The organism is Sorangium sp. So ce185, assembly GCF_051526825.1.
In the GTDB taxonomy this organism is placed as follows: Bacteria; Myxococcota_A; Polyangia; order Polyangiales; family Polyangiaceae; genus Sorangium; species Sorangium cellulosum_D.
The window spans coordinates 3944872-3971819 of the sequence record NZ_CP150316.1 but is presented as its reverse complement, the minus strand read 5'-3'; the positions used below and the strand labels follow the sequence as shown (position 1 = coordinate 3971819).

20 protein-coding genes are annotated in these 26948 nt (G+C 73.4%); 7 read left to right on the top strand and 13 right to left on the bottom strand.

The genetic code is table 11. The features are described 5' to 3' along the window. The first annotated feature begins 17 nt into the window (after window positions 1-17). On the top strand, window positions 18-1943 hold the full coding sequence (locus WMF26_RS14755; RefSeq protein ID WP_438000848.1) for a protein kinase domain-containing protein: 1926 nt from the start codon (window positions 18-20) through the stop codon (window positions 1941-1943). Between the two features lie 7 nt (window positions 1944-1950). Here the strand turns inward: WMF26_RS14755 and WMF26_RS14750 are convergent, their stop codons facing one another. Beyond that, a complete protein-coding gene (locus WMF26_RS14750) occupies window positions 1951-2943 on the bottom strand; it encodes a hypothetical protein (protein ID WP_061624205.1) in 993 nt (330 codons plus the stop codon). A 207-nt stretch (window positions 2944-3150) separates the two neighbouring features. Here WMF26_RS14750 and hisD point away from each other — a divergent pair, with 207 nt between their 5' ends. Beyond that, window positions 3151-4536, top strand: coding sequence for a histidinol dehydrogenase (hisD, locus tag WMF26_RS14745; RefSeq protein WP_061624204.1), 1386 nt, complete (start codon window positions 3151-3153; stop codon window positions 4534-4536). Window positions 4537-4757: 221 nt separating this feature from the next. Here the strand turns inward: hisD and WMF26_RS14740 are convergent, their stop codons facing one another. Further along, entirely contained in the window at window positions 4758-5750 is a 993-nt protein-coding gene (locus tag WMF26_RS14740; protein ID WP_020734926.1) for a DUF4388 domain-containing protein, read from the bottom strand. A gap of 312 nt (window positions 5751-6062) precedes the next feature. Between WMF26_RS14740 and WMF26_RS14735 the strand changes: the two genes are divergently transcribed. After that, window positions 6063-7130: an L-erythro-3,5-diaminohexanoate dehydrogenase gene (locus tag WMF26_RS14735; protein ID WP_438000847.1), complete on the top strand. Its 1068-nt coding sequence runs from the start codon at window positions 6063-6065 to the stop codon at window positions 7128-7130. A 93-nt stretch (window positions 7131-7223) separates the two neighbouring features. On the opposite strand, the gene WMF26_RS14730 is transcribed toward WMF26_RS14735, so the two are convergent. The 6 genes from WMF26_RS14730 to WMF26_RS14705 all read right to left on the bottom strand — a co-directional run bounded on the left by WMF26_RS14730 (window position 7224) and on the right by WMF26_RS14705 (window position 15883). Then, the gene (locus tag WMF26_RS14730; protein ID WP_438000846.1) at window positions 7224-9446 is read right to left on the bottom strand and encodes an ATP-binding protein; all 2223 of its coding nucleotides are present in this window, start codon (window positions 9444-9446) and stop codon (window positions 7224-7226) included. Between the two features lie 115 nt (window positions 9447-9561). Beyond that, window positions 9562-9939 (bottom strand): hypothetical protein, encoded by a 378-nt coding sequence (locus WMF26_RS14725; RefSeq protein ID WP_438000845.1) that lies wholly within the window; start codon window positions 9937-9939, stop codon window positions 9562-9564. Between the two features lie 4 nt (window positions 9940-9943). Then, window positions 9944-13465: a sigma 54-interacting transcriptional regulator gene (locus WMF26_RS14720; protein WP_438000844.1), complete on the bottom strand. Its 3522-nt coding sequence runs from the start codon at window positions 13463-13465 to the stop codon at window positions 9944-9946. A 273-nt stretch (window positions 13466-13738) separates the two neighbouring features. After that, window positions 13739-14614, bottom strand: coding sequence for a DUF2520 domain-containing protein (locus WMF26_RS14715; protein WP_438000843.1), 876 nt, complete (start codon window positions 14612-14614; stop codon window positions 13739-13741). Further along, the gene (nadD, locus tag WMF26_RS14710; protein WP_438000842.1) at window positions 14611-15282 is read right to left on the bottom strand and encodes a nicotinate (nicotinamide) nucleotide adenylyltransferase; all 672 of its coding nucleotides are present in this window, start codon (window positions 15280-15282) and stop codon (window positions 14611-14613) included. Before nadD ends, WMF26_RS14715 begins: the two co-directional genes overlap by 4 nt. After that, complete coding sequence (locus WMF26_RS14705) at window positions 15266-15883, bottom strand: hypothetical protein (protein WP_438000841.1); 618 nt, start codon at window positions 15881-15883, stop codon at window positions 15266-15268. The genes nadD and WMF26_RS14705 overlap by 17 nt, the downstream gene beginning before the upstream one ends. Before the next feature lie 231 nt (window positions 15884-16114). On the opposite strand from WMF26_RS14705, the gene WMF26_RS14700 reads away from it, so the two are divergent. Beyond that, entirely contained in the window at window positions 16115-17389 is a 1275-nt protein-coding gene (locus WMF26_RS14700; RefSeq protein ID WP_438000840.1) for a 2Fe-2S iron-sulfur cluster-binding protein, read from the top strand. Window positions 17390-17431: 42 nt separating this feature from the next. Here WMF26_RS14700 and WMF26_RS14695 read toward each other — a convergent pair whose 3' ends face one another. From WMF26_RS14695 to WMF26_RS14685, 3 genes are all read right to left on the bottom strand, one after another. Continuing rightward, on the bottom strand, window positions 17432-18163 hold the full coding sequence (locus tag WMF26_RS14695) for a heme exporter protein CcmB (RefSeq protein ID WP_437614013.1): 732 nt from the start codon (window positions 18161-18163) through the stop codon (window positions 17432-17434). Window positions 18164-18171: 8 nt separating this feature from the next. Beyond that, window positions 18172-20103: a biosynthetic arginine decarboxylase gene (gene speA, locus WMF26_RS14690; RefSeq protein ID WP_437946805.1), complete on the bottom strand. Its 1932-nt coding sequence runs from the start codon at window positions 20101-20103 to the stop codon at window positions 18172-18174. 225 nt (window positions 20104-20328) lie between these two features. Beyond that, complete coding sequence (locus WMF26_RS14685; RefSeq protein WP_020734915.1) at window positions 20329-20706, bottom strand: hypothetical protein; 378 nt, start codon at window positions 20704-20706, stop codon at window positions 20329-20331. Window positions 20707-20918: 212 nt separating this feature from the next. On the opposite strand from WMF26_RS14685, the gene WMF26_RS14680 reads away from it, so the two are divergent. After that, on the top strand, window positions 20919-21947 hold the full coding sequence (locus WMF26_RS14680) for a CPBP family glutamic-type intramembrane protease (protein WP_438000839.1): 1029 nt from the start codon (window positions 20919-20921) through the stop codon (window positions 21945-21947). A 39-nt stretch (window positions 21948-21986) separates the two neighbouring features. Here the strand turns inward: WMF26_RS14680 and WMF26_RS14675 are convergent, their stop codons facing one another. Beyond that, window positions 21987-22472 carry a hypothetical protein gene (locus tag WMF26_RS14675; RefSeq protein WP_437319901.1) on the bottom strand — a complete coding sequence of 162 codons (486 nt, stop codon included), beginning with the start codon at window positions 22470-22472 and terminating at the stop codon, window positions 21987-21989. 233 nt (window positions 22473-22705) lie between these two features. On the opposite strand from WMF26_RS14675, the gene WMF26_RS14670 reads away from it, so the two are divergent. Both WMF26_RS14670 and WMF26_RS14665 read left to right on the top strand, forming a co-directional pair. Next, a complete protein-coding gene (locus WMF26_RS14670; protein WP_438000838.1) occupies window positions 22706-23407 on the top strand; it encodes a lytic transglycosylase domain-containing protein in 702 nt (233 codons plus the stop codon). A gap of 214 nt (window positions 23408-23621) precedes the next feature. Beyond that, window positions 23622-25007, top strand: a complete 1386-nt coding sequence (locus tag WMF26_RS14665) for a KamA family radical SAM protein (RefSeq protein WP_437337651.1) — start codon at window positions 23622-23624, stop codon at window positions 25005-25007. A gap of 143 nt (window positions 25008-25150) precedes the next feature. Here WMF26_RS14665 and WMF26_RS14660 read toward each other — a convergent pair whose 3' ends face one another. Beyond that, window positions 25151-26614 carry a helix-turn-helix transcriptional regulator gene (locus tag WMF26_RS14660; protein WP_438000837.1) on the bottom strand — a complete coding sequence of 488 codons (1464 nt, stop codon included), beginning with the start codon at window positions 26612-26614 and terminating at the stop codon, window positions 25151-25153. Between the last annotated feature and the right edge of the window lie 334 nt (window positions 26615-26948).

Below are 26948 nucleotides of genomic sequence, written 5' to 3'. Positions count from 1 at the left end.
GTCGAGCTGACCGTGCCATGGCCAGGTGCCCGGTTTGCAACGCAGAGGCCCCGGGCTCTGCGCGGTTCTGTGTGGCGTGCGGCGCGCCGATCGCCGCGAAGGACGCCGTCGCCGCCCCCTCGTCGCCTCCGCCCGGCCCGCAGGCGACCGTCCCCGGGAAGCCGCTGCTCGAGGCGCTGCTGCCCGAGGATCCGTCGCGCCGGGTCAGCGCGCCGGCCTTCGGGGCCAGCGGCGCGAACGGGCCCGCGGCGGCGCCGCACGTCGTCCCGGCGCCGCTGGCGGGCTCTCTCCCGCGGCGCTCGCCGGGGGGTCACCTGCCGGCGGGGACGCTCGTCGATCAGAAGTACGTGGTCGAGCGGGTGCTCGGCGAGGGCGGCATGGGGGTCGTCTACCTCGCCCGGGACGTCCACACCGGCCTGCACGTCGTCCTGAAGGCGGTGCGGCAGGAGCTCGGGCATCGGCCCGACGTGCGCGCGCGGACGCTCGCCGAGGGCCGCGCGCTCGCGCAGATCGATCATCCGAACGTCGTCCACCTGAAGGCGGTGGTCGCGGAGCGGGACGATCTCTGGCTCGTCATGCAGTACATCGACGGCGAGAGCCTCGAGCAGGCGCTCGCCAGGTACGCCGACGAGCGCCGGCCGATGCCGCTGCCCGAGGCGCTCTCGATCTTCCGGCAGATCGCCTCCGGCATCGCCGCCGCGCACCGCGAGGGGGTGATCCACCGCGATCTCAAGCCGGCCAACGTGCTCCTCCGGGGCAAGGACGGCGTCGCGAAGGTCACCGACTTCGGCATCGCGAAGGCCGAGGCGGACGCGCTCGCGGGGCGCGGGATGACCAAGGGGATCATCGGCTCGCTCTATTACATGTCGCCGGAGCAGGTCCTCGGGCGCCGCGATCTCGACAAGCGTGTGGACATCTACGCGCTCGGCGTCGTGCTCTACGAGATGCTGGTCGGGCGGGTGCCGTTCGACGCCGAGAGCGACATCGAGATCATGCGGCAGCACGCGGAGGCGCCGCTCCCCAGGGTCAGCGCCGCGCGTCACGACGTCCCTCCGGAGCTCGACGCGTTCCTCCAGAAGGCGTGCGCGAAGGACAGGGCGGATCGCTTCGCCAGCTGCGAGGAGATGCTCGCGGCGCTCGACGCGATCGCCCGCCCTCCGGCGCCCGCGACCTCGGCGCCGCTCGGCGCGTCGAGCCGCCCGCCGCCGCCCGCCGCCACGACGGTCGATGAGGTCCGCGACGCGGCGCGCTCGCCGGGCGGCGCGGCGCTCGCGAGCCGGCCGGCGCCGCGTCGTCCGGCGAGCGCGCGCGGCTCGTGGCTCGCGATCGGCGCGGGGGCGCTCGTGATGTTCGGCGGGGCTGCGGCGCTGCTCGCGCTGGGCGTGCTCGACAGGCCGCGCGACGTCCGCCGGAGGGGCGCCGCGGCGCAGTCGCGCCCGACGGCCAGCGCGAGCAGCGCCGCAGCCCCGGACGCGAGCGTGGAGCCGACGCACACGTCGCCGCTCGCCGGCCTGACGGGCCTGTGGGTCGGCAACGGGCGCGAGCTCGAGGCCGTGCTGGCCGGCGAGGCGCTCGAGTTCCGGGTCCGCCGCCCGGAGCAGTTCGCCCCGCAGGACTATGAGGAGGGCGAGGCCCGCTTCTCGCTGCGCGAGATCCCCGGCGAGAGCGGCGTGTTCGCCGTGGAGGACCGGCTCCGCTTCATCGCGCCCGAGTCGCGCCAGTTCGACCCGGCCCGCTCGCGCGGCACCTGCCAGGACGTCCGCAGCGACGTGGAGGGCCGCCCCCTGCGCGCGAGCTTCGACGGCGCGCGCCTGAGCGTCGAGTTCGCGAAGATCGAGCCGACCACGAGCAACTTCGTGATCGAGCGCAACAAGGTCGTGAGCTGCCGCGGCCTCAGCGCCCTCCCCGCCACGCTCGTCGTGAGCACGCTGTCGAGGATGTGAAACTCGCTCAGAGGCCGCCGACGGCGGGGACGGGCTGCGGCTTTCCGGCGTGGATGACCGCGCACCGGACGGTGGTCGACGACGTCGGCGCGCTCGACCGCCCGCCCCCGAGGACGAGCGTGTTGAAGACGTTGCGCGCCGCCGCGTCGACCTCCGCGGCGCCGCGCGGCGGAACCGGGTTCCCGCTCGCGTCGAACACCGTCACGGCCTGCACGACGCCGCGGGCGATCTCGCTGTCCGGGAAGGACATCATCACCGTGATGCGGACGTAGGCCGACGCCCCCTCGACGATCCCGAAGCTGTGCGGCTTCTTCGCGAACGATCCGCAGAAGCCGCTCGTGCCCATGCCGCCGTTCGGGCCGTAGTTCGCCGACGCCCACTGCCCCACGTTGACCGTGAGCCCGCTGTCGCCCGAGCCCTGCGCGTACTGGACGCACTGGGCGAGCGCGGGGTCCCAGATCGCGCCCGTCGGGCACTGCCCCACCTTGGCGCAGGCCTGGCCGGTCCAGACCTCGTCGCGCGCGCAGGTCTGCGAGAGCGGGACGCACGCGGCGGTCGGGCCGTCGACGATGAGCTGCTGGCCGGGCGGGCATCCGAGCTTCTGCCCGGCGCCGATGGCGACCCCGGCGTTGGTCGCCACCTGCTCGCGCGACACGCAGAGGCCCGTGCTCTGGTCGATCTCGTCGCCCGGCCGGCAGCGGTCGGGGGCGCACCCGCCGGCCTCGTAGTGGCGCCCCACGCCGCAGAAGGCGTTCGCCGCTTGCGGCGTGAGGCACTGGCCCGCGATCGAGAGATAGCCCTTGAGGCAGCGGCAGCGGTTCTGCTTGGTGTCGAAGCCGGCCCCGTCGCTGCACGACGAGATCGAGCAGCGGCAGCTGCTGCCCTGGCAGATCTTGAGGAAGCAGGAGTTCTCCGGGCACCCGACGAGGACCAGAGGCGCGAGCGCGAGCAGCGCGATCGAGAGCGCGGCGGGGGCGAGGCCGAACGAGCCGGACCGCATGGGGCGACCCTACTCGATCCGCTCGGGCCGGCAAACTCGCGGAGCGACGCGCGCGCTGCGTCCGCGCCGCGCCGCGCCGCGGACGCAGCGCGCGGCCGCGCAGGCACGGCCCGCCGTGCGCGGCCGACGTACCGGCGGCCGGGGTGGTGTGGTACGGGGTGTCGCCGTCCGCGCGGAGATCCCGCCGCGGCGGTCCACCATCAAGCCATGCTGCCCATCTACATCGAAGGTTCGCCTGAGTTCGAGTCCACCCTGTCTGCCCTGCGCACCCGCGGCACGGGCGATCTCGCGAACGTCACGCCGGCGGTGACCGAGATCATCGACAACGTGCGCCGCGGGGGTACGTCCGCCGTCCTCGGCTACATCGAGAAGTTCGAGCGGAGGACGTCGAAGGCGCTCGTCCGCCACGCGGGCCCCGAGGCGGAGGGCGGCTTCGGCGGGGCCGAGGCGCTCGCGCGGCTCCCGCAGGAGGTCCGCGCCTCGCTCGAGACCGCGGCCGCGAGGATCGCGCGCTACCACGAGCGGCAGCGCGACGCGGGCGACCTCGGGCCCGCCGAGGCGGCGGCGAGCGGGCCCCCGCTGCAGGCCGGCTTCAGCTACGAGGACGAGGGCGTCCTCCTCGGCATGCGCGTGCGCCCCCTGCGCCGGGTCGGCGTCTACGCGCCGGGCGGCAAGGCCCGCTACCCGTCGAGCGTGCTGATGTCCGCCATCCCCGCCCGCGTCGCCGGCGTGCGCGACATCGTCCTCGCGAGCCCGTCGGCCGACGACGTCACGCTCGCCGCGGCGCACCTCTCGGGCGTGACGACCCTGCTCGACTCGGGTGGAGCGCAGGCGATCGCGGCCATGGCCTACGGGCTCCCCGAGCTCGCGCCGGTCGACAAGATCGTGGGGCCCGGCAACGCCTACGTCGCCTGCGCGAAGAAGCTCGTCTTCGGCGACGTGTCGATCGACGGCATCACCGGGCCGAGCGAGATCCTGGTGCTCGCCGACGACGCCGCGGATCCGCGGCTCGTCGCGGCCGATCTGCTCTCGCAGGCCGAGCACGACGAGGCGTCCTACGCGCTCCTCGCGACGACCTCGGCCAAGCTGGCGGAGGCGGTCGCGCGCGAGCTCGACGCCGCGCTCCCCGAGCTCACGCGGCGCGCCATCGTGCAGGCGTCGCTCTCGACGCACGCCGCCGCGCTCGTCGTCGGCTCGCGCGCTCGCCTCGCCGAGGTCGCCGATCAGCTCGCCGTCGAGCACGTCGCGTTCCACGTCGCCGACGCCGAGGGGCTGTTCTCGGAGATCGGCACGCTCGGCGCCGCGCTCCTCGGCAGCCTCACCCCGGTGGCCGCGGGCGACTACCTCGCGGGGCCGTCGCACGTGCTCCCGACCGGGGGCTCGGCCCGCTTCGGGGCGCCGCTCGGCGTCTACGACTTCGTGACGCGCGCGAGCCTCATCCGGTACTCCGGCGCGGCGCTGCGGGCGCAGGGCCCGATCATCGAGAAGCTGGCGCTGGCGGAGGGCCTGCAGGCGCACGCCCGCGCCGTGTCGCTCCGCCTCTCGAGCCCGGCGACCGATCCGGCAGCGAAGCGCGGCGCGTCGCAGTCCTGACGCCCCGCTCCGCCGCCCGCGCGCCGCGCCCTCGGGGGCGCGGCGCCGGGACGTGGCGCGGCGCGCATCGAGCGCGCCCCGGCCTGCGCCTGTCCGCGCGCCCGTCTCCCGTGGCAGCGGGTTGAGCGCGCTCGCCCGCCGTCAGCCCGGGTAGGGCGCGCGGACGCCGAGCGATCGAGCCGCATCACGCGGCCTCGCGGCGCCTCGCGCGTGGGCCCGGCTCACTCGACGCGGAGGTAGCCCGCGTTGATCATCTTCAGCACGGACTGCGCGGTCTCCAGATCCGTCGCGGGGCTCTTGTTGAGGACCATCGCGAGGTGCCCGTGGTTGTAGACGACCTGGAGGACGTCCAGATCGACGGGCGAGAGATCGCGGAGCGACGGCTTGAGCGGCTGGGGGATGACCAGGCGCGCCGACAGGTCCGGGAGCTGGTGGCGGATGTTGTTCAGCTCGTCGATCTGCCGGAGCCCCTCCATGAGGAGCTCCTGCACCGTCGCGCTGATCTCGCCGGTCATGACCCGCTCCTCCGCCGGCTCCAGGTCGAACGTCCCGCCGGCCCACGTGAGGATCCGGTAGACGCTCTTGAGCGGCGGGACGTCGGTCAGATCGTTGATCGTCGCAAAGGTCACGATGCCCTTGCGCAGGTAGATCTTGCCGACGTCGTCGTCGGAACGGACGACGAGGACTCCGCTCTTCTTCGATGTGCCGAAGAGCTGAAGCAGATCGGGGAGCGGGATCTCGTCGATCGACCCGGACATCGACCGGGTCTGACCGCTCCTGAGCGAGGGCTCGTCCATCCGGCGGCGCGCCGGGGGCGCGCTCGGATCGGTGGAGACGACCTTGAGGATGCTGGTGCCGATGAGCACCCGGTCACCCTCCTTCAGGGTCGTCTTCTTGATCTTCTCGCCGTTGACGAACGTGCCGTTCGTCGAGCCGAGATCCTCGATCACGATCTGCTGTTCGGTACAGGCAATCCGGGCGTGGCGCCGGGAGACCATGTCCTCGACGAGGACCATGTCGAGGTCGCTGGAGCGACCCACGACGATCTCCTGCTGCTCCCCGAGGGGGAATTCGCCGCCTTGGTACTTCCCGGAGATGAAGCGCAACGCCAGTTGCCGCGTTGCCGACACCTTGGGAGCGTGGTTATCCATCGCAGGGAGTAAAAACCTTCGAGCGCTACGCGAGCGCCAGCAGGGGGCAAAGTCTAGTTTCACCGAGCAAAGCTGGTCAAGAGATCCGGGCGGTTCTTTCAAATGAGTTGGCTCGTTCGTCCTGACGCAGCGCGCCGCGCCCCGCCCTCGCCCCTCGTTCCCGTCCCCCACCCCCTTCCTCTAGCCCTTCCCTGACGCCGCCCTCCGGTCGGCGCAAGTGCGTCCAATCCGCGGGGAAAATGCCGATCGGCGCCGGCCGGGCGGCCGGCTCCGGGCCCCTCCGGGCGGCGCGCCGGGCCGCCTCAGCGATGCAGACCGCCGCCGCTCCGGCTCATTGCCCTTGCTTTCGGGCGCGGCATGTTGAACGGCCTCGGCGTGAGCTCCTCCGAAGCGACGCAACGCACCCTCGCCGCAGGCGATCCGCTGGGCACGCACCGCGTGCTCGATCCACCGGGGGCCCTGCCGCAGCCCGCAGCGCGGCTGGACGCTGACGCCTCGCGCAGCTTCGAGACCGAGATCGTCGTCGAGGTGCAGACGCTGAACATCGACGCCGCGAGCTTCCGCCAGATGGAAGAGGCCTCCGGCGGCAGCTCGGACGGCGTGGCGCGGCTCGTCCTCGAGACCGTCGCGCGCCGGGGCAAGCAGCACAACCCGGTCACCGGCTCGGGCGGCATGCTGCTCGGCGTCGTGCGCCGGGTCGGCTCGCTGGCGGAGCACCGCGGCGTCGCCGTCGGCGATCGCGTCGCGACGCTCGCCTCGCTGTCGCTGACGCCGCTCTCGCTCCGCCGGGTCGTCGCCGTGCGCCCCGCGTCCGCGCAGCTCGACGTCGAGGGCACCGCGATCGTCTTCGCGTCGGCGCCGCTCGCGCGGATGCCGACCGACATGCCCGAGCGGCTCGCCCTCGCGCTGCTCGACGTCGCGGGCGCGGCGCCCCAGGTGGCGCGCCTCGCCGGCCCGGGCGACACCGTGGCGGTGCTCGGCGCGGGCGGGAAGTCGGGCCTCCTCTGCGCGGCCGAGGCGCGGCGGCGCATCGGCCCCGGCGGGCGCGTGATCGGGATCGAGGCATCGGCCGAGTTCGCCGCCGATCTGCGCGCGCTCGGGCTCTGCGACCACGTCGCGGTCGCCGACGCGCGCGATCCCATCGCGGTGCGCGACGCCGTGCTCCCGCTCACGGGCGGCGCGGGCGCCGACCTCACGCTCTCGTGCGTGAACGTCCCCGGGGTGGAGCTCAGCGCGATCGTCGCCACGCGCGACCGCGGCAAGGCGTACTTCTTCGCGATGAGCACGAGCTTCACCGCCGCCGCCCTCGGGGCCGAGGGGATCGGCAAGGACGTGGACCTCTACATCGGCAACGGCTACGCGCACGGCCACGCCGACCACACGCTCGCGCTCGTGCGCGAGCGCCCCGCGCTCGCGGCGCTCATGGCGTCGCGCTACGGCTGATCGCGCGGCGCGGCGCGGCGCGGCGCGGCGAGCGCGCGCGCCGCAGCGGCGCTCGTCGGGAGCGCCGCTGCGCCGCCGGCAGTCGCGGAGGCTTCAGCCCGGCCGATCCTGAGGCGCCGGCTCGGCCGCCGGGAGCGCCGCCGGCGACGGCGCGGACGGCGCCGCGCCCAGCTTGTCGACGGCGGCCGGGAGGATCACGGCGAAGGTGCTCCCCTTCCCTTCGTACGAGCGGACCTCGATGCGGCCGCCGGCGCTCTGCGCGATGCGCTGGCTGATCGACAGCCCGAGCCCCGTCCCCTTGTCCTTCGTGGTGAAGAACGGCAGGAAGATGTTCGCGAGCACCTTCTGCGAGATCCCCGGGCCGTTGTCGGTGACGTTGAGCTCGACGAACGGCTCGTCCGAGCCGGAGCCCGGCCGCGTGCCGCGGCCGAAGCGGACGCGCGTGGAGATCACCACCTTGCCCCGGCCTTTCATGGCCTGGACCGCGTTGCGGAACAGGTTCATCAGCACCTGCCGCAGCTGCTCGGGATCGATGGCGACCCGGGGGAGATCGGGGTCGAGCGTGACCTCGACCTCGAGCTGGTCATTCCTGCGCTCGATCGAGAGCACCTGCAGGGTGCGGCGCACGATCGCGTTCACGTCGGTCGGGACGACCGAGCCCTGCGCCGGCCGCGCGAGATCGAGCACCGAGCCCACGACGCGGTCGAGCCGATCGACCTCCTCGAGGATGATCCCGATGAACTCGCGCGACGCCGGATCTATCTGCGCCTCCGGCACGGGGTCGGCGAGCAGCTGCGCCGCCCCCTTGATCGCCCCGAGCGGGTTCCGGATCTCGTGCGCGAGCCCGGCCGCCATCTGGCCGAGGAGCGCGAGCCGGTCACGCTCCTTCATCTGCGCGTAGAGGCGCGAGTTCTCCAGGACGACGCCGATCTGCGCGGCGAGCGTCTCGAGCAGGGTGAGCTCCTCGGGCGAGAACGCGTCGCGCACGCGCGTGTCCGCCACGACGAGCAGCCCGATCGGCTCGCCTTGCTCGTCCCGCGCGCACAGCACCACGCCCGAGCAGAGGCTGCCGAGCACCTCGGCCGCCGCGAGCACCGCGTCCTCGGGGACCTGCGGCCGCACCTCCGTCCGCCGCGCGAAGTTGCCGTCGTCGCCCGCGTCGCTGCGGCTCCGGCGCGCCCGCCGCTCGCGCGCCTCGCGCTCGAGCTCCTCCATCGCGAGCGGCCCGCGATCGAGGCGATCGAGCAGCGCCCGCGCCGTCGCCACCTCGATCCGCTCGGGGACGCGCGGCCCGAGCGACGCGAGCCGATCGAAGCCGGTCCCGTCCTGATCGCGCAGGTACAGCGCCGCCGCGGTGACCCGGCGCGACTGCTCGAGCGCGCTCATCACGATCGAGCCCATCTCCTCCACCTCGAGCGTGTGCACGAGGCGCCGCCGGGCGTCCGCGAGCGAGCGATCGAGATCGAACCGCTCCCGCAAGAAGAGGCGCTGGAGCTGCTCCTCGACGCGCTCCCGCAGCGGATCGAAGAGCACCAGGATCACGATCGCGGCGAGCACGGCGTTCAGGTACATCGTGTTGAAGCCGCCGATGAACGTGAGCAGGAGATAGAAGATCAGCGCGATGAGGAACGCGACCGCCGTGGCGACGAGCAGGCGCGCGAGCATCTCGTAAGCGTCGAGGAGGCGCTCGTGCCGCAGCGCCTGGGCGAGCACGAACAGGAACACGATCGAGAGCGCCGCGCCGACGGGCGGCGGCTCCGCGCCGAGGAACCAGGCGAAGTCGGCGACGCTGGCGAGCGCGGCGAGCGCGCCGATCACCACGAGGAACCGCACGCGCCGCTGCGTCGCGCGCGAGGAGCTCTGCTTGCCGCGCTGGCCGAGCGTGTACAGCCCCGCGGTGAGCAGCGCGAAGACGTAGAGGAAGATGCAGCCGCGCGTGAGCCAGTCGAGCCACGAGCCCGGCTCCCGGCTCACCAGCACGAGGACGAACAGCGGGATGGCGAGCACCCCCGCGAACCGGAGCAGGCGCGAGCGGCGATCCCCGTCGTGGGGGATCATCGCCTCGAAGAGGTGCAGCGCGAACTGCGGGAGCAGCACGGCGAGGATGGCCGTGAAGCGCTCCCAGATGGAGGCCTGGAAGAAGCCGAAGAGCGACTGGGAGAGGTACCAGAGCCCGACGTCGGCGGCGAAGGCGGCGAAGAAGAGGTGCACGCGCCGGACGCGCCCCCGCAGCAGCGTCGAGGCCGCGATGGCGAGGGCCAGGGCCCCGCAGACCAGGGTCGTCCGTGTGCGGAGATCGATCCCGAGCGGCGCCACGCGCGAAGGCTACCGCAGCGAGCCGCGCGGCAACCCCAAAACGAGCCGGGGCGCTCGTGGACGAGCGCGCCAGGGCGCCGGGCGCGGCCGCACAGGGCCGGCGGTGGCCTGCAGCTCAGCGCGTCCCGTCGCCGTCGCTGCTGCCCTTAGGGTGCCACGGGAGCGGCTCCGGCATCTGCGTGTCCCGCGATCGCACGTACGTCCGCGTCCTCGATCCCTCGTCGCCGGCGGCCGGAGGCGAGGCCTCGCGCAGCCGGAGCCGCGGCAGCTCCGCGCGGTCGGCGGCGGGGGCGGCGACGTCGCGCTCGACGTCCTCGCCGCCTGTCTCCGAGACGAGCGCCTCGTCGGAGCTCGTCGGCTCGAGCTCGCTCCACGCGTCGTCTGCCTGCTCGTCGCGCTCCCCGGGCGCGAACGCGCACCCCGTGAGCAGCGCAGGGACCGACAGCGCAAGCGCGAGGCCCCCGGACAGCCAACCCCTCCTGCAAGGTCGCATCACTTCAATCCTCCGACGTCCCGCCAAAGCCATACTGTTTCACAAGCTGCGAAAGACGTGGTCTCTTCATACCCAAGAGCACCGCGGCGCGCGTGATATTCCCGCGACTTTCGTCGAGCGCCCGGGCGATGCACTCGCGCTCGATCTCGCGCTTCATGTCGCTCAGGCTGACCCCTCCTCGGACATGCGCGTACGCGAGCTCCAGCGGCGTGCGGTCGACGGGCGACGACGGGGCCACGGGCGCCGACGGGGCGACGGGCGACGACGGGGCCACGGGCGCCGACGGGGGGTGAGACTCAGGCTCCGCCCGCTCGGGCGCGGAAGAGCGAGGGCCGCTCGACGGCTCGACGGCAGGGATAGCAGGCAGCATGCCAGCCCTCGGTGTCATCGGAGCGCTCGCCGGTTCCAGGGCCTCGAGGTCCCGCAGCCCCTCGACGTTCGCCGTGAAGTCCTCGAGCTCGATCACCTCGCCGTCCGCGAAGATCGCCGCGGCGCGCAAGGCGTTCTCGAGCTCGCGCACGTTGCCCGGCCAGGCGTGCCGCGAGAGGGCCGAGATGGCCCTGCCGGAGAGGCGCTTCGGCGCCGTGCCGCGCTCGGCGGCGATCCTCTCCAGGATCGCGGCGGCGATCGCCGGCACGTCGCGCGGCCGCTGGCGGAGCGCCGGGATCTCCAGGACGACCTGCCGGAGGCGATAGTAGAGATCTTCCCGGAACTCGCCGCGCGCGACCATCGCGCGCAGATCGCGGTGGGTGGCGCAGAGGATCCGGACGTTGGCGCGCAGCGGGGTGACACCCCCGACCCGCTCGAAGGTCCTGTCCTGGAGGACGCGGAGCAGCGCGACCTGCGTGCGCGGCGAGATGTCGCCGATCTCGTCGAGGAAGAGCGTCCCCCCCTCGGCGAGCTCGAACCGCCCGCGACGGCGCGCCGCCGCCCCGGTGAACGCCCCCTTCTCGTGCCCGAACAGCTCCGAGAGCAGCAACGTCTCGACCAGGGCGGCGCAGTTCACCTTGATCAGCGGCCCGCCCCGCCCGCTCGCCTCGTGGATCGCCTCGGCGACGAGCTCCTTCCCCGTGCCGCTCTCGCCGTGGATCAGCACGGTCGCGTCGCTCGCGCCGACCTTCTCGACCTGGTGGAGGAGGCTGAGCAGCGCCGGCGCCGTCCCCACCAGCCGCTTGATCGCGGGCACCACGGTGGACGGCCGGTGCGCGCGCGCCGCGATCCGGGCGCACCCGGCGCACGCGCTCGATCCGCACAGCTCGCAGCCCCTCGGCTCCGCCTCGGCGGCGACGCGCGCCGACGCCTCGAGCCGGCCGAGCGCCGCGAAGAGCCGGCGCGCGAGGAACCTGCGCGCGATGTCGGGAGGCAGCGACGCGGTGATGCGATCGCGGAGGTGGATCGCCGCCTCGAGGTGCGACCGCGTGGCCGCGGCGTCGTCGTCGGGCGCGCGCGGCGGCCGATCCCCTGACGCCGAGGCGTGGTGGAGCAGCACGTGCGCCTCCAGGGCGCGCTCGCGGCCGTGGTCCTTCCGCGAGAGCGCGAGCGCCTCGGCGGCGAGCTGCCCGAACGGCTCGCCGGCGGCGCGCGCGCGGAGCGCCTCGAGGAGCGCGACCTCGGCGAGGTGCCGATCGGACCTCGCCTCGGCGCGCGCTGCCTTGATCATCTGCGCGGCGAGCAGGAGGTCGCCGTCGTCGAGCGCGATGCGCGCGGCCACGGCGTAGCACTCGCCGAGCTTCGGGCCGGCGCCGTACGTGAAGGCGGCGCGGAGCTCGTCCCCGGCCTCCTGGGTGCGGCCGCGCTCCAGGTGGATCTGCGCCGCGACGTAGGCCACGTGCGTGATCCACACGCCGGGGATGCCCGGGCCGGAGACCTTGCGCGCGAACGCGAGCGCCTGCTCGGCCTCCTCGAGCAGCCCGAGCTGGAGCCGGAGCTCCGCGAGGTTCGCGATGAGGTTCACGAGCGCGACCTTGTCGCCGATCTTGCGGAAGATGCCGATCGCGCGCTCGAAGAGGCGCAAGGCCTCCGGGTACTCGTGCTTCAGGTGGGCGATGACCGCGAGGTTCGTGAGCGCGTAGCCGGTCGCCGCGCGCTCGCCGCGCCGCTCGCCGTCGTCGAGCACCGCCGAGAGCATCGCGCGCGCCTCGTCGAGCCGGCCGCTGGAGAGCTGCGCGATGGCGCGGTTCAGCCGGGCGCGCAGCTCGCTCACGTGCTCGCCGGCGCGCGCCGCCTCCCACGCGTCGGCCGCGAAGTGCCGCTCCGCCTCGGACCAGGCCTGCTGCGTGAGGAGCAGCTTGCCGAGGATGTTGCGCGCCTGGAGGCGCGTCGCGATCTCGCCCGCGCCGGCGAGCCCCTCCTCCGCGTGCGCCTTGGCCGCCGCGAGGTCGCCCGTCTTGCAGCAGAGCTCCGCCACCTCCACGGCGCCGCGCGCCCGCTCCGCGGGCGTGGCCGCGGCGGCCGCCGCGCGCGAGAGCACCATCGCGGCGGTCGTCAGGTCGCCGCGCGCGCTCGTCGCGCGGCCGTGCACGAGCAGCGCGGCGAACGACTCCCCCTCACCCAGGGCCGCCGAGGAGAAGTCGAGCGCGAACTCGACGTCGCCGAGCCGGAGCGCGAGCTCCGCGGCCCGGAGCAGCCGCTCGCCGGGCGGCGAGCCGGAGAGCGCGCGCATCGATCGCGCCCAGCGCTGCCAGAAATCGGCGCGCGCCGACGGCTCGCCGACCGAGGAGATGGCGAGCGTCGCCGCGGCCTCGGCGCGGTCGGCCCGGCCCAGCGAGGCGAAGAGCTCGCTCGCGCGCGAGAGGCTCCACGGGTCGGACGGCTGCTCCTCGAGCGCCTCCGCGACCGCGAGCACGTCCCCGGGATCGGCGCCGGCCGGATCGGCGGCCGCGCGCCGCGCCGTCACCCACCCGCGCTCGTCGGCCTCGATCAGCCCGAGGCCCGCGAGCTCGTCGCCGGCGAGGGGGCACGCGGCGGCCCCGGGCCCCGGCTCCGCGCGCCGGGGCGCGAGCCGGACGAGCTGCGCGGACGGCCAGGGCCGCTGGCTCAGTGCGAGCCGATCGAGCAGCCGCCTGGCCTCGAGGCTCGGCTGCTGCGGCAGGGGGCGCGGCTCGGCCGGCGCGGCCAGCACCGCGGAGCACCAGCCCTCGAGCGCGTCCAGCCGGTCGAGCTTCGCGACGACCCGGCGCTCCGCCTCCGCCGCGAACGCCTCCCAGAACCGGTGCAGGTCGTCGGGCGACGCGACGCCGTCGATCGCGATCGCGCTCGTCCACGGCCGCCTCGCCGCGTCGCTGCACACGATGACCAGCGCGGAGCTCGATCCTTCCGCGATGAGGCGGGAGACCTCCTCCAGCACGAGGCTCCCCCAGCTCGTGGGCTCCCCCTCGGAGACGAGGAGGATCGCGCCCTCCGCGGCGGCGCTGATGCCCTGCGCGACCGCGACCGGATCCGCGGAGGCGACGCCGCAGCGCAGCGCGAGATCGCGCCAGGGATCCCGACCCGCGGCGTGCGCGGCCGAGATCAGCGAGCGCCCCACGCCTCGAGCGCGACGCGCGAGGTGGGAGCAAACCGCATCCAGGATCGGCCGCTGTCCATGGACGTGGAGCACCCCACGCGACGCGGCTTCACGGACGCGCTCATCGAGCGCCCGGAAACCCCCGGCATCGCTCGTGGTGGCAAAAGGAACGCAGGCTGCGGCGACAGATCCCAAGGCAATGGAAGCGTACCTCTCGGCTGGAGCACGCATCAACGGATCCTGCCGTCGAGCATCAATAAGTAATTGCCGCACCAATAGAAAATTTCAGTGCGACTACCGGGTTCCGTCCAGGACCTGTTGGATCGCGTCGAACGCGTCCGGAGGCGCTTCGCCCAGGGCGCGGGCCAGCGGGAGCTGCGTGGCCGCGGCGGCGACGTAGAACGGGACGAGGTGCGGCGCGAGCCGGCGGAGCGTCTCGAGGTGCCGCGCGACGCCGGGCGCGTCGCCGCGCCGGACCGGCCCCGTGAGCGCCTCGGGTACGCCGAGCACCTCGACGTTGTCCGCGACCGTGCGGAGCAGCGGGCCGAGCATCTCGGCGGCGGTCTTTCGCTCGACGCCGGCGCGCTCGAGCAGGTCGACCCCGGCGGCGGCGAGCGCCGCGGCGCCGTTGGCCACGAGGCCCGCGGCGGCGTGGTAGGCGACGCGGTCGAGGTCGGAGAACGTGCGCGGCGTCATCCCGAGGCGCACGCCGAGCGCGCGCGCGGCGCGCACGGCGGCGGGATCGCCGTCGATGTGGAGGTGGCCGCGCTCGAGGAAGGGCACGAACGCGGGCGAGGCGAACGAGATCATCGGGTGCATCTGCGCGACCGAGACGCGGCGGCCCCGCACCGCGGCGAGCGCCTCCGGGCCGAGCGCGCCGGCGCAGTGCACCACCGCGACGTCCCGGTGGCCGACGAGCCGCAGGTCGCGCATCGCCTCGGCCGCGGGCGCGATGGCCCCATCGCGCACGGCGAGGATCACGAGGTCCGCCTCGATGCGATCCATCGGAAGCCCGTCCCGCGCGGGCCGCAGCGTGACCGACAGCCCCGCGTCGCGGCTCGCGCGCGCGAGCCCGCGGCCCACCTTGCCGGCGCCGTAGATGAACACCTCCGGGAGGGCGCTGTCGTCCCGGTGCATCGGCGACGGGCGTGTGCTGTCCATCTCGTTCATGCGCCGCTCCCGTATAGGCCGTGCGCGAGCGCGTAGTCGAGCACGGCGCGCGGCACGCGCTGGCGGACGGCCTCCAGATCGCCCGCGGCGAACGCCCGGCGGATCTCGCTGCTCGAGATCTGCGGGAGGAGCACGTCCGCGGGGCGCAGGAGCGGGCGCGGGTCCGCCGCCGCGTCGAGGCCCTCCGCGGCGGTCGCGGCGAAGCCGGAGCGGCCGAGGACGATCGGCGGGGCGAGCTGCTCGATGCGATCGAAGCGGTGCCAGCGCGGGAGATCCGGGAGCACGTCGGCGCCGACGAGCAGGCGCATCGCCCAGCCGGGGTGCGCCGCGGCGAGGTGCTCGAGCGTGCGCAGCGTGAGGCTCTCGCCGCCGAGATCGCGCTCGACCGCCGAGACCGACACGCGCGGGAGCCAGCCGAGCGCGAGCTGGCACATGGCCAGGCGATGCTCGAACGGCGCGAGCTCCTTGGAGAAGGGGTGGCGGTAGACGGGGACGACGAGCACCTCGTCGATCGGCGCGACGGAGATCGCGTAGGTCGCCGCGAGCACGTGCGCCACGTGGGGCGGGTTGAAGCTGCCGCCGAAGATCGCGACGCGGCGCGCTTCTGACGCTGACCCGCGCGCACGCCCGCCCGTCGCGCCCGTTGCGCCCTCAGCCGTGCGAGCCACCTTGAACCCTCAGCTTGGGGCCGGCCGCGGGCGGGCCGACGACCTCGCGCGCGGTCACCGCGCCGCTCGCGTTGATCACCTCGATCCGCACCCCGCCCTGCCCGTCGTCGAGGAGCGCCCGGCCGCCCTCGGAGCCGATCGGCCCGGGAGAGAAGAACGTCCGCGGGCCGACCCTCTTGATGAGCGGCTCGGAGCTCTTGCCGAAGACGAGGAGCGACGCCGCGACGATGTCCTCCTCGTCGAGCGCCGCCTTGTCGAACACGAACAGCGCGACGCGCCCGTCCAGGATCTCGATCGTGCGCTGGCCCGGCGGGAGGCTCATCAGCACCTTGAGGCGCAGCCGCGCCCGCTCGGACGCCACGAACGCGTCGATCTGCTCCGGCGTCGCGGCGGCGCAGCGCGCGGCCCGATCGAAGAGGGCGCCCTCGGTCGGGTTCACGCCGACCAGGCTCTGCGCCCAGCCCTCGACGACCCGGTCGAGCGCGTCGTCCTCGGCGACGTAGATGACCCGCTCGGCGTGGCCTTCGTCGAGCAGGTGCTGCGCGCCGCGAGCGAGCGCGGGCAGATCACCCTGTGCAGGGCCGAGGACGCCGAGGCGCATCGGCCACAGCATAGATCAGCGCGCGAAGCGGGGGGCACCTTCTCCGCGCCGCGCGCTCGCGCCGGCGACGCCGCGCGCTTTCCGTGCCGCTTCCCTGCCGCTTCCCTGCCGTTGCTTACCGTCTGCTTACCGTCTGCTTGCCGCTTCCCTGCCGCTCGCTTGCCGCTTCGCTCCCGCGTTTTCCCTGGCCCGCGGCGCGCGCGCCCGGCGCGCGTCTGCTAGCGTCCGCCCATGTTTCGGCGAGGTCGCGCGCTCCGGGATCCGGTCACCATCACCCTCGACGGAGCGGACGTCCCGGCGGAGCGGGGAGAGCCCCTGGCCGTGGCGCTGCTCGCCTCCGGGCGCGTGACGCTCGCGCGGAGCCCGAAGCTGCACCGCCCGCGCGCGCCGACCTGCCTGCGCGGCGGCTGCGACGGCTGCCTGGCGCGGGTCGACGGGGTGCCGAACGTGATGACCTGCCTGCGGCCCGCCGCCGGCGGCGAGCGCATCGAGGTGCAGAACGTGGTCGGCTCGCGGGAGGCGGATCTGCTCCGGGTGACCGACTGGTTCTTCCCGCAGGGGATCGACCACCACCACCTGATGGCCGGCGTCCCCGGGCTGTCCGGGGTCATGCAGTCGATCGCGCGCAAGCTGGCGGGGCTCGGCCGGCTGCCGAGCGCGCCGCTCCCGCCGGAGCCCGCCGCGCGGCTCGAGCTGGACGCGGCGGTGATCGGTGCCGGGCCCGCCGGCGTCTCGGCGGCCTCGGCGCTCGCGGCGCGCGGCCTGCGCGTCGCGCTGATCGACGACGGCCTCGCCCCCGTCGGGTCGCTCGCCGGGGCGCCGCGCCGGGCGGCGGAGCTCCTCGCGCGGCACCCGCTCGACGGGGTGCGCGTGCTCTGCGAGCACGTGGCCGCCGGCGTCTACCTCGGCGAGCTCCTGGTCGCCGGCGACGCGGGCGCGACCGTGATCGAGGCGCCCGCGCTGGTCTTCGCCACCGGGGCGCACGACGGCGTCGCGGCGTTCCCGAACAACGATCTGCCCGGGGTCTTCTCGGCGCGCGCGCTCTGCCGGCTGCTCGCCTGCGGCGTCGAGCCGACTGGCCCCGTCGCGATCGCGGGCGAGGGCTTCTGGGCCGACGAGCTCGCGAACGCCCTCGGCGACCGGATCGCGGCGCGGATCCCGCTCGCCGCGCTCGCCGCGGTGAACGGGATCTCGCAGGTGAAGAGCGTGACCGTGCGCGGCGCGCCCTCCGCCCAAGGCAGCCCGACGCGCGATCTCAAGGTGGTGGCGCTCGCCGTCGAGGCGCCGGCCGCGCCGTCGTTCGAGGTCGCCGCGCAGGCGGGCGCGCGCGTCGAGGTCGACCCGCGCGCGGGGTACGCCGTGCGGGTCGACGCGCGCGGCCGGGCCGGCGACGGCGTGTGGGCGATCGGCGAGTGCACCGGCGCCGCGCTCGATCTCGACGGCGTCGCGCGGGCGGCGGCGCTGCTCGCCGACGACGTGGTCGCGGCGCGCGGCGCGGCCGCGTGAGCCTGCGATCGCCGTCGCGCCGCGGCCCAGCTGCGCGGCGGGTCAGCCCTCGATGATCAGATCGAAGAGGCCGATCCCGCCCGCGATGAACACGACGTCGAACACGCCCATGAGCGCCACGTAATCGGTGAGCTCGCCGAGCGTCGCGCCGCCGAAGAGCTCCCGCGTCCCCGCGACCGCGGCGAGCAGGGTGGGCGCGAGCAACGGGAAGAGGACGCTCGCGAGCACGAGGTCGCGGGCGCGCGTGCGCACGGTCATGGCCCCGAAGAGGGTGCCGCTCGCGGCGATGCCCGGCGTCGCCGCGAGGCAGAAGAGCGCGAGCCCCGCGCCCGTCTTCGCGAGGTCCACCGCGAAGAGGAGCGCCGCGGCCGGGATGATGATCGCCTCGACCGCGATCACGAAGACGCACAGCCCGAGCGCCTTGCCGGCGAACAGGGCGCTCCTCGCGATCGGCAGGACGAGCAGGCCCGAGAGCGCGCCGTCCTCGCGCTCCCGCTGCCACGTGCGGCTCAGCGCGAGCACCGACGCGAACGCCACGCTCACCCAGATCACGCCGGGCGCGACCCGCTCGGCCGCGTCCTGCCCGGCGTAGAACGCGAGCGACGCGATCACGGCGACGAGCACCGCGAAGAACCCGCTCGTCGTGACGATCTCGCCGGTGGCGAGCTCGATCGCGAGATCCTTCCGCGCGACGAGCATCGCCTGGCGCACCCACCCGGGCCGGCGCCTCGAAAGCGACGCCGGGCCCGCGGGCGCCGTGGTCTCGGAGAGCACGGCGCGGCTCAGAGGCTCAGGTACGTCTGATCCTTGAGCCCGCGCTCGTAGTCGGCGAGCAGCCGCATGCCCTCGGTCGGCTTGAGGAGGTCCTGCTTGATCGCGCCGTCCACCTGGGCCTTCACCTTCCCGACGAGATCGCGGTTGTCGTACTGGGTCAGCGCCAGGACCTCGTGGATCTTGTTCCCGGCGATCGTCTCCTCGATGTAGTACCCGCTCTCCTCGTCCTCATCGAGGAAGACGTGCACCTCGTTGACCCGGCCGAAGAGGTTGTGGATGTCGCCCATGATGTCCTGGTACGCGCCGGTCAGGAAGATGCCGACGTAGTACGGCTGGTCGCCCACGATCGGGTGCAGCGGGAGCGTGTCCTTCACGTCGTTGAGATCGATGAACTTGCTCACCTTGCCGTCGGAGTCGCAGGTGATGTCGACGAGCGTGCTGTCCGCCGCGGGGCGCTCGTTCAGCCGGTGGATCGGCACGATCGGGAAGAGCGCGCCGAGCGCCCAGTGATCGAGCAGCGACTGGAACACCGAGAAGTTGCAGATGTACTGGTCGGCGAGCTGCTTGCGGAGCTCGCCGAGATCGTCCGGCACCTCCTCGGGGTCGAGCTCCGACGCGATCTTCTCCATCGCCTCGGCGATCTCCCAGAAGAGGATCTCGACCCGGGCCTTCACGTCGAGGTTGAGCAGGCCGAGCTCGAACATCTTCTGCGCCTCCTCCTTGATCTGGAGCAGGTCGTGCCACGACTCGCCGAGGTTCGGCCCGGAGAGGTTGTCCTTGATGTAGAGGAGGTTCTGGATGAGCTTGTGCTCCTCGGTCTGGATGTCGATCGGCGACATCGGCGTCTTCTCGATCGAGCCGAACGCCTGGACGACCAGCACCGAGTGGTGCGCGACGATCGCGCGGCCGGACTCCGAGACGATGTTCGGGTGAGGCACCCGCTCCTCGTCGCAGATGTCCGCGATGTTGTGCACGATGTCGCGCGCGTACTCCTCGACCGAGTAGTTCATCGAGGAGTGGAAGGTCGAGCGCGAGCCGTCGTAATCGATGGCGAGGCCGCCGCCGACGTCGATGTACTCGATGCGCTGCCCCATCTTGCGGAGCTTCGCGTAGTAGCGCGTCGCCTCGCGCACGGCGCGCTTGATGATCAGGATGTCCGGCACCTGCGAGCCGATGTGGAAATGGAGGAGCTTGAACGAGGAGCTCATCCCGGCCTCGTCCATGATCCGGATCGCCGCGAGGATCTCGGCGGTGGAGAGCCCGAACTTCGCGTTCTCGCCGCCGGACGTCTTCCACTTGCCCGCGCCCTCGGTGAGCAGCCGCACCCGGAGGCCGATCATCGGCTCGACGTTCATGTCCTTGGCGACGCGGGTGATCATCCGCACCTCGGAGAGCTTCTCCGCGATGAGGATCACCTTCTTGCCGAGCTTGCGCCCGATCAGCGCCGTCCGGATGAAGTTCTCATCCTTGTAACCGTTGCAGACGATCAGCGACTCGGGGTCGTGGTGGACCGACAGGCCCGCGAAGACCTCGGGCTTGGAGCCGACCTCGACGCCGTAGTGGTAGGTCTTGCCCGCGTCGAGGATCTCCTCCACGACCTCCCGGAGCTGGTTCACCTTGATCGGGAACACGCCGCGGTACGTCCCGCGGAACTTGCTCTCGGCGATCGCCTTGTTGAACGCCTCGTTGAGCGACCGCACCCGGTGGTGGAGCAGGTCCTGAAAGCGGATCAGGAGCGGCGTGCGGAGCCCCTGCTCGAGCGCCGCGTCCACGACGTCGCGGATCGCGATCTTGCTGCCGCGCTCCTGGAGCGGGGCGACGGTGAGGTTGCCGTCCGGGCTCACGTCGAAATAGCCGCGACCCCAGCGGTCGATCATGTAGAGCGACTTGGCGTCTTCCGTCGTCCAGACGCCGGTCTCGGTCTCGTGCGCGCTGCTCACAGTCGTTCTCCTTGGCGGGGCTCGCGGCGGGCGACACCCACCTTTCTGGGAGGGCCCACGGGGGGCTTCAGGCTCATCAGGGGACGTCAGATCGTCGGTCCGACGCTGGACGGCTGGACGCCGCGCGCTGGCGACGCGGCTCAATTACGATAGGAACGCCGGACCTTCAAGGGCGGGCAGCCCGGTCCGGTCCGGCATGGACGGCGCGCTCGACGAGCGGGCGGCTCAGGCCTGAGCCTTCGGGGTGGCCGAGGCGGCCTTCGCCCGCTTCGAGGCCGACTGGTAGAGGTCGTAGAGGCGCGGCACCGGGTACGCCTCGAGGCGCTTCCTGTAGCCCTGGTCCTTCGACCGGTTCAGGACCGCCAGCGTCTCGTCGATGAGCTTCGCGCGCGTCCCGAACTTCTCCTTCACCGTGCTGAACGTCGCGTGCAGGCGGAGGAGCTTGGCGTTCGACACGTGCTCCAGGCCCTTGGAACCGCCCCGATCCGTGCTGACGCGCCCGAGCCAGAGGTCCTCGTTCGCGAGCCCTTTCAGGGCCTCGACGAGCTTCGCCTTGTCGCCGAAGCGCTCCTTCACGATCGCAAGCGGATTTTTGCTGGCCATTCTGAGACTCCCACGGGCAGGCGGGGCCTGCGCCGGAAATGCGCGAGATGACTCGCGCGGCATTGAAGAGGGAGCGCGATCTAGCAGAGCGGCCGGGGTCACCGCAAGGGCGCGCCGCGGAGGACCGCGCCGGCGGCGGAGGGACCGCGCCGGCGGCGGAGGGCGCGAACGCGGCGGAGCCCGCGCGTCGGCGCTGTGCTGGGCCGCGGATCATGGTACAGGGCGCGCCGATGCTCAACCTGGGGAGCTGGCTCGTGGCGCACGTCGACCGGCTCCGGCCGCTCCTGCCCCCCTCGGACGCGAGCGCCCGCCTCGCCGAGCCGTCGTCGGCGCTGGCGAGCACCCTGCTGAAGGCGCTGTTCCCGGTCGCCGCGTTCATCGCGCTCGCGCCCCTCCTCTGGCTCTTCTTCCGGCGCACCTGGCGGGAGCTCGACGTCGAGGCCCACGAGCACCAGCGGCGCACCCTCGCCGCCGGGGGCTACGACCGCCGGCCCGCGGTCCTGTTCACGATCACCGCGGTCGTGCTCATGCTGCAGCAGTACTACGGCGGCCGGGCGGTCTACGACGAGCACATCCGGCCGTGGCTGCGCGAGCTCGAGCTCGCCCAGACGCTCTCGCCGGCCGGGGTGATCGTGCCGATCTCGCTCCGCCGCTACGACGAGCTCTACAGCTACGTGTGGTGGTCGTTCACCCGCGTCTTCGGCTACGTCGCCATCCCCATGGTCGGGTGGAAGCTCTGCTTCCCCAGGGACAGCCTGCTCGACATGGGGCTGCGCGTCCGGGGGCTCGCGCAGCACGCGTGGATTTACCTGCTCTGCCTCGCCGTCGTGGTCCCGGCGGTGTTCATCGTCGCGAGCGCGCCCGACTTCGGGAGCTACTACCCCTTCTACAAGCAGTCCTCCCGCTCCTGGTTCGACCTCATCGCCTGGGAGGCGATGTACTTCGCCCAGTTCTTCGCGCTGGAGATCTTCTTCCGCGGCTTCTGGCTCGCCGGCCTGCGCCACACCCTGGGCTCCGGCGCGATCTTCGCGATGGTCGTCCCCTACTGCATGATCCATTTCGGCAAGCCGTACCTGGAGGCGGCCGGCGCCGTGGTCGCCGGGATCGCGCTCGGCTCGCTGGCGATGCGCACGAAGAGCATCTACTCGGGCTTCCTGGTCCACGTCACGATCGCGCTGCTCATGGACCTCGTCGCGCTGTCGAACCGCGGCGCGCTGCCGCGATCGTTCTGGGGGACGTGACGCCGGCGAGGCCGGCGCCGCCGGCCCTCGCGCGGCGGCTCAGCCGAGCGTCCGGGTCAGCTTGCGCATGATCTCGGCGCGGCTCCGGTCCCGGATCTCGCGCCGGTACAGCGCCTCCAGCCCGACGGCGGCCGCGCGCGCCGCGTCGCGGTGCTCGCCTTCCCAGGGAAGCACCGCGAGCCGCCGCCATAGGATCTTCTCCAGGAGCCGGGGCCTGCGCCTGGCCAGCGCGCCGCTCGCGAGCTCGATGACCCGGGCGGAGGCGGGGTCGGCCCGCATCGCGCGCACGAAGAAGCCCACGGCGGCCGTGACGCGGCGGCCGCCGCGCATCGCCTGCACGCCCGCGTCGCACAGCGCCTCGGCCCGCTCGCGCGGGGTCGCGGCGCGCCGCGCGCGCTCCCGCGCGGCCTGGACCTCGGCGCTCAGCGCGTCCCGGCGCCGCCGGGCAGGGCGCATCTTGATGACGAGGAACAGGATGAAGAGGGCCGCAACCCCCGCGAGCACGTGTCGCCAGCCGATCTCCATGGCGCCCGCCTTAGTACAGCGCCCGGGACGTGCTCACCAGAGCGAGCTTCCGCGCGGACGCCCCCGCGGTGGACGGCCTCGCGCGGCCGTCCTCGGAATGGCGCCGCCCGCCGCGGCGTTCGTCGTGGCGTTCCACGACGTTCCTTTCCGCGACGTCCTTTCCGCGACGTCCTTTCCGCGACGTTCCTTTCCGCCGCCACGGTGCGGTTTGCGCGAGCAGGCGATCCCAACCTATGCTGAGCCGAGAAATGCCCGTCCCGTCGACCTCCGGCTCCTCCGTTCGCGTGCCCCTGCGGGCCCTCGTCGCCGCGCTCGGGCTGGCCGCCCTCGCGCTGCACCCGGGCAGCGCGCTCGCCGATATCTTCACGTACACCGACGCGGATGGAACGGTGCACTTCTCGAACCGCGCCGCCGGCGACGCGCGGTTCAAGGTGTACATCAAGGGCGACGGGCGCCGCCCCGGGACCCGCCCCGGCGTGGCCCCGGTCGCCCCGAGCGACAAATCCCTCGAGCGCTTCAGCCGCTACGACACGTGGATCCGTCAGGCCGCGACGCTCTACCAGATCCCCGAGGAGCTCGTCCGCGCGGTCATCAAGTGCGAGAGCGACTACGATCCGCGCGCGGTCTCGCCGGTCGGCGCCCAGGGGCTGATGCAGCTGATGCCCGAGACCGCCCTCCGCATGCAGGTGCGCGACCCGTTCGACGCGCGGGAGAACATCTTCGGAGGAACGCGGTACCTGCGCATCCTGGCCAACCTCTTCAACGGAGATCTCGATCTCACCATCGCCGGGTACAACGCCGGCGAAGGGGCGGTGATGCGGTACGGCGGCATCCCGCCCTACGAGGAGACCCAGGCTTACGTGACGCGCGTGCGGACCTACTACGCGCGCTACCGCACCACCCGGGACACCACGGTGGCCTCCATCGAGCCCTGATCGGCTCGCCCGCCGCGCCGCCCCTCCGCTCGCCAGCCGGAGGCGCGCTCGACCGCACGGCGTAGCGCACACCGCCCCCGACGGGGGTACCGCGATGCTACGATCCCAGGAACGGCTGCCGCAGCCGCCCCCGGGCAGGCCCCGGGAAGCGCAGGTGCGGGCAGGCGGCCATCCATCACGCTCTCTTTGCTCCGCGCGGGCAAGGGTCCACGACATGACGACCACCTCGAGCCTCATCGAACTCACCAAGCGAAGCCCCGACATCGCGCCCCTCAAGCCGCCGGTGGACCCGGCGTCGCTCCAGCACACGAAGCTGCCCGAGGTGCCCGACTTCCGGAGGATCCCGGCCTACGCCGAGGTGACTGACGAGCAGTTCATGGATCACCGGTGGCAGGCGAAGAAGTCGATCACCCGCCCGGACAAGCTGCTCGACACGCTGCGCGGGATCGTTTCGGACGACTTCATCCGCGACGCGACCGAGGGCTTCGCGCACGCGCCCATGAGCGTCCGCGTCTCGCCGTACATGCTCTCGCTGATCGACTGGAACGATCCGTACGGCGATCCGCTCCGGACGCAGTTCATCCCGCTGGCCTCGCGCTTCCTGCCGGATCACCCGAAGCTCGGGCTCGACTCGCTGCACGAGCGCGCCGACGCGCCGGTCCCCGGGCTGACGCACCGGTACGCCGACAAGGCGCTGTTCCTCCCGCTCGACACCTGCCCCGTGTACTGCCGCTTCTGCACGCGCAGCTACGCGGTGGGCATCGACACGGAGGAGGTCGAGAAGACCCACTTCAAGGTCGACGAGGAGCGCTGGAAGCGCGCGTACGCGTACATCGCGTCGCGCCCGGAGCTGGAGGACATCGTCGTCTCCGGCGGCGACGCGTACAACCTGCGGCCGGAGCAGATCAGCGCGATCGGCGAGACGCTCCTCAGGATGCCGAACATCCAGCGCATCCGCCTCGCCACGAAGGGCCCGGCCGTGATGCCGCAGAAGATCCTCACCGACGACGAGTGGATCGACGCGGTGACGCGCACGGTGGAGCTCGGGCGGAAGCTGCACAAGGAGGTCGTGATCCACACGCACTTCAACCACCCGAACGAGATCACCGGCATCACCCGCGACGCGATGAACAAGCTGTTCGAGCGCGGGATCACGGTGAGGAACCAGTCGGTGCTGCAGCGCGGGGTGAACGACACGCCCGAGACGATGAAGCTGCTCGTGAAGCGCCTGGGGCACCTGCACGTGCACCCCTACTACGTCTACATCCACGATCTCGTCCGCGGCGTGGAGGACCTCCGGACCACGCTCGCGACCGGGCTCATGATCGAGAAGCACGTGCGCGGCTCGACCGCCGGGTTCAACACGCCGACGTTCGTGGTCGACGCGCCCGGCGGCGGCGGCAAGCGCGACGCGCACTCGTTCGAGCACTACGACCGCACGACCGGGATCTCGGTGTTCGAGGCGCCGAGCGTCAAGCCGGGGCAGCGGTACACGTACTTCGATCCGATCGATCAGCTCCCGGCCGAGGGGCGCGCCCGCTGGGCGGACCCGGCGGAGCACCAGAAGATGATCGACGAGGCGCTCCGCGCGTCGCGCTGAGGCGGCCCGCGCGCGGGGCGGTGGTGGGGCCGCGCGCCGCGGGCGGTCGAGGGGCCGCGCGCGGCGAGCGCCCGCGCGCGAGCTCGCGGCGGCGGGCGAGCGCCCGCGCGTGAGCTCGCGGCGGCAGGCGCGCCCGCGAGCCCCTACTGGCCCTCGGCCTGCCCCGAGCCCTCGGCCGGCGGCGGCTCCGCGTAGCGGGCGATCGCGCCGGCGAGCTCGCGCTTCACGCGGTCCACGAGGTCGGGCGGCTCGACCACGCGGGCGGTCTCGCCGAAGCCGAGCACCCACGTCGCGAGCTCGGTCATGTCGCCGATGTGCATCGTGAGCCGCACGCCTCCGCCGGGCAGCTGCGTGATCTCCTGGGAGGGGTGCACCTTGCGCGTCCGCACGAACTCGGTCACGCGCTCGTCGAAGTCGATCACGACGCGCCGGGGCTCACCGCCGCGCCAGATGCCGAACTGGCCCTGGAAGTAGTCGTCGATGGAGAAATCAGGGGGCAGCTCGAAGCGCTCGGTGACCGCGCACTCCGTGTCGCGCATGCGATCGAGCAGGAACGTGCGCACCTCGCCGCGGCTCACGTGGAGGCCCACGCAGTAGATCGCGTCCTTGTAGAGGACGAGCGCGTACGGATGGATGAGCACCCGCTCCTCGCGCCCGTCCCGCGAGCGGCGGTAACGACACCGGAGCGGGCGCAGATCGGCGACGGACTGGAACAGGTCGTCGAGCTCCTCGGTCCGCGCGGCGTAGTCCTTCGGGGCGAACGGGAGGTAGAGGAAGCGCTCCTCCAGCCGCGCGTCGGCGACGCCAGCGTTCGGGCCGCGCCCTGGCCTGCGCGCGACGCCGAGCAGCCGCTGCGCGGCGAGATCGATCTCCTCGAAGAGCGTCGAGCCGCGCATCGGCTCGAAGAGACGGCGGGCGGCGAGCAGGGCGTACGCCTGCGTCCGCCGCACCTCGACGCGCCGGGGCGCCTCGCTCGGCGAGAGGCGCCAGAGGCGAGGGCCGCCGGGGCGCGTGGCGACCGACACGAGATCGAGCTCGCGCTTCACCTCGACGAGGTAGCGCCGGAGCGAGCGCGGCGTGACGTTGAGCTCGCGCGCGAGGTCGTAGATCGTCAGGCCGGCAGGGTGCTTCTGCAGCAGGCTGCGCAGCGAGTCGAGCCGCCGGTGCTGCGTGAACGGGCCACGCGGCCGGCCGCGCCGCGGGCCGCCCTTGGCGTCGTCCTCGTCGTCCTCGTCCTCGTCGTCCTCCGGCGCAGGAGGCCTCCTCGAGGCGGCCGCCGGAGGGGGCGCGTCCGTCCGCGCCGGGGCCGCTGGAGGGCGCACGCTCGGCGGAGGGCGCACGCTCGGCGGAGGGCGCACGCTCGGCGGTGGCGGGGCCGCCGTGCTCGGCCTGACGTCGGGCGCCGCGTCCCCCGTGAGCCGCGGCGTCGCGCCGGCGCGCGGCTTCGAGGGCGGCAGCGCGCTGCTGGAGAACGGGTCGGCGGCCTGGCCGACGCGCCCGCGGGGCGCGCTCCCGGCCCCGCTCGAGCCGGCGGCCCCCCGCGCGCGACCGGGCGAGGTGGCCGGCGCGGGGGCGCCCCCAGGGCCTGTGCGAGCAGCGCGCGCCATCAGCTCAGCGCTCTATCGCATCACCCCTTCCCATCCAAGATGTTTGTCCCGCGCTCCTCCGGCCGGACGGCGACCGCGGCGCGGGCGCACGAGGACACGCGCGTCGCGCGTCGCGCGTCGCACGTCGGGCTCTGGCTGCGGCTGCGCTCTGGCTGCGGGCGGCGCGGGCACACGAGGGCACGCACGCCGCACCCCGCACGCCGCACGCCGCACGCCGGGCTCCGGCCACGGCATGGGGGGCGCGCGGGCGCAGCGCGCCAGCAAATCCGTTAGTTAACCTAACTTATCGACACGTGAGCCGCAGAGACGCAGCGGCGCCGGCGCACGGGGGCGC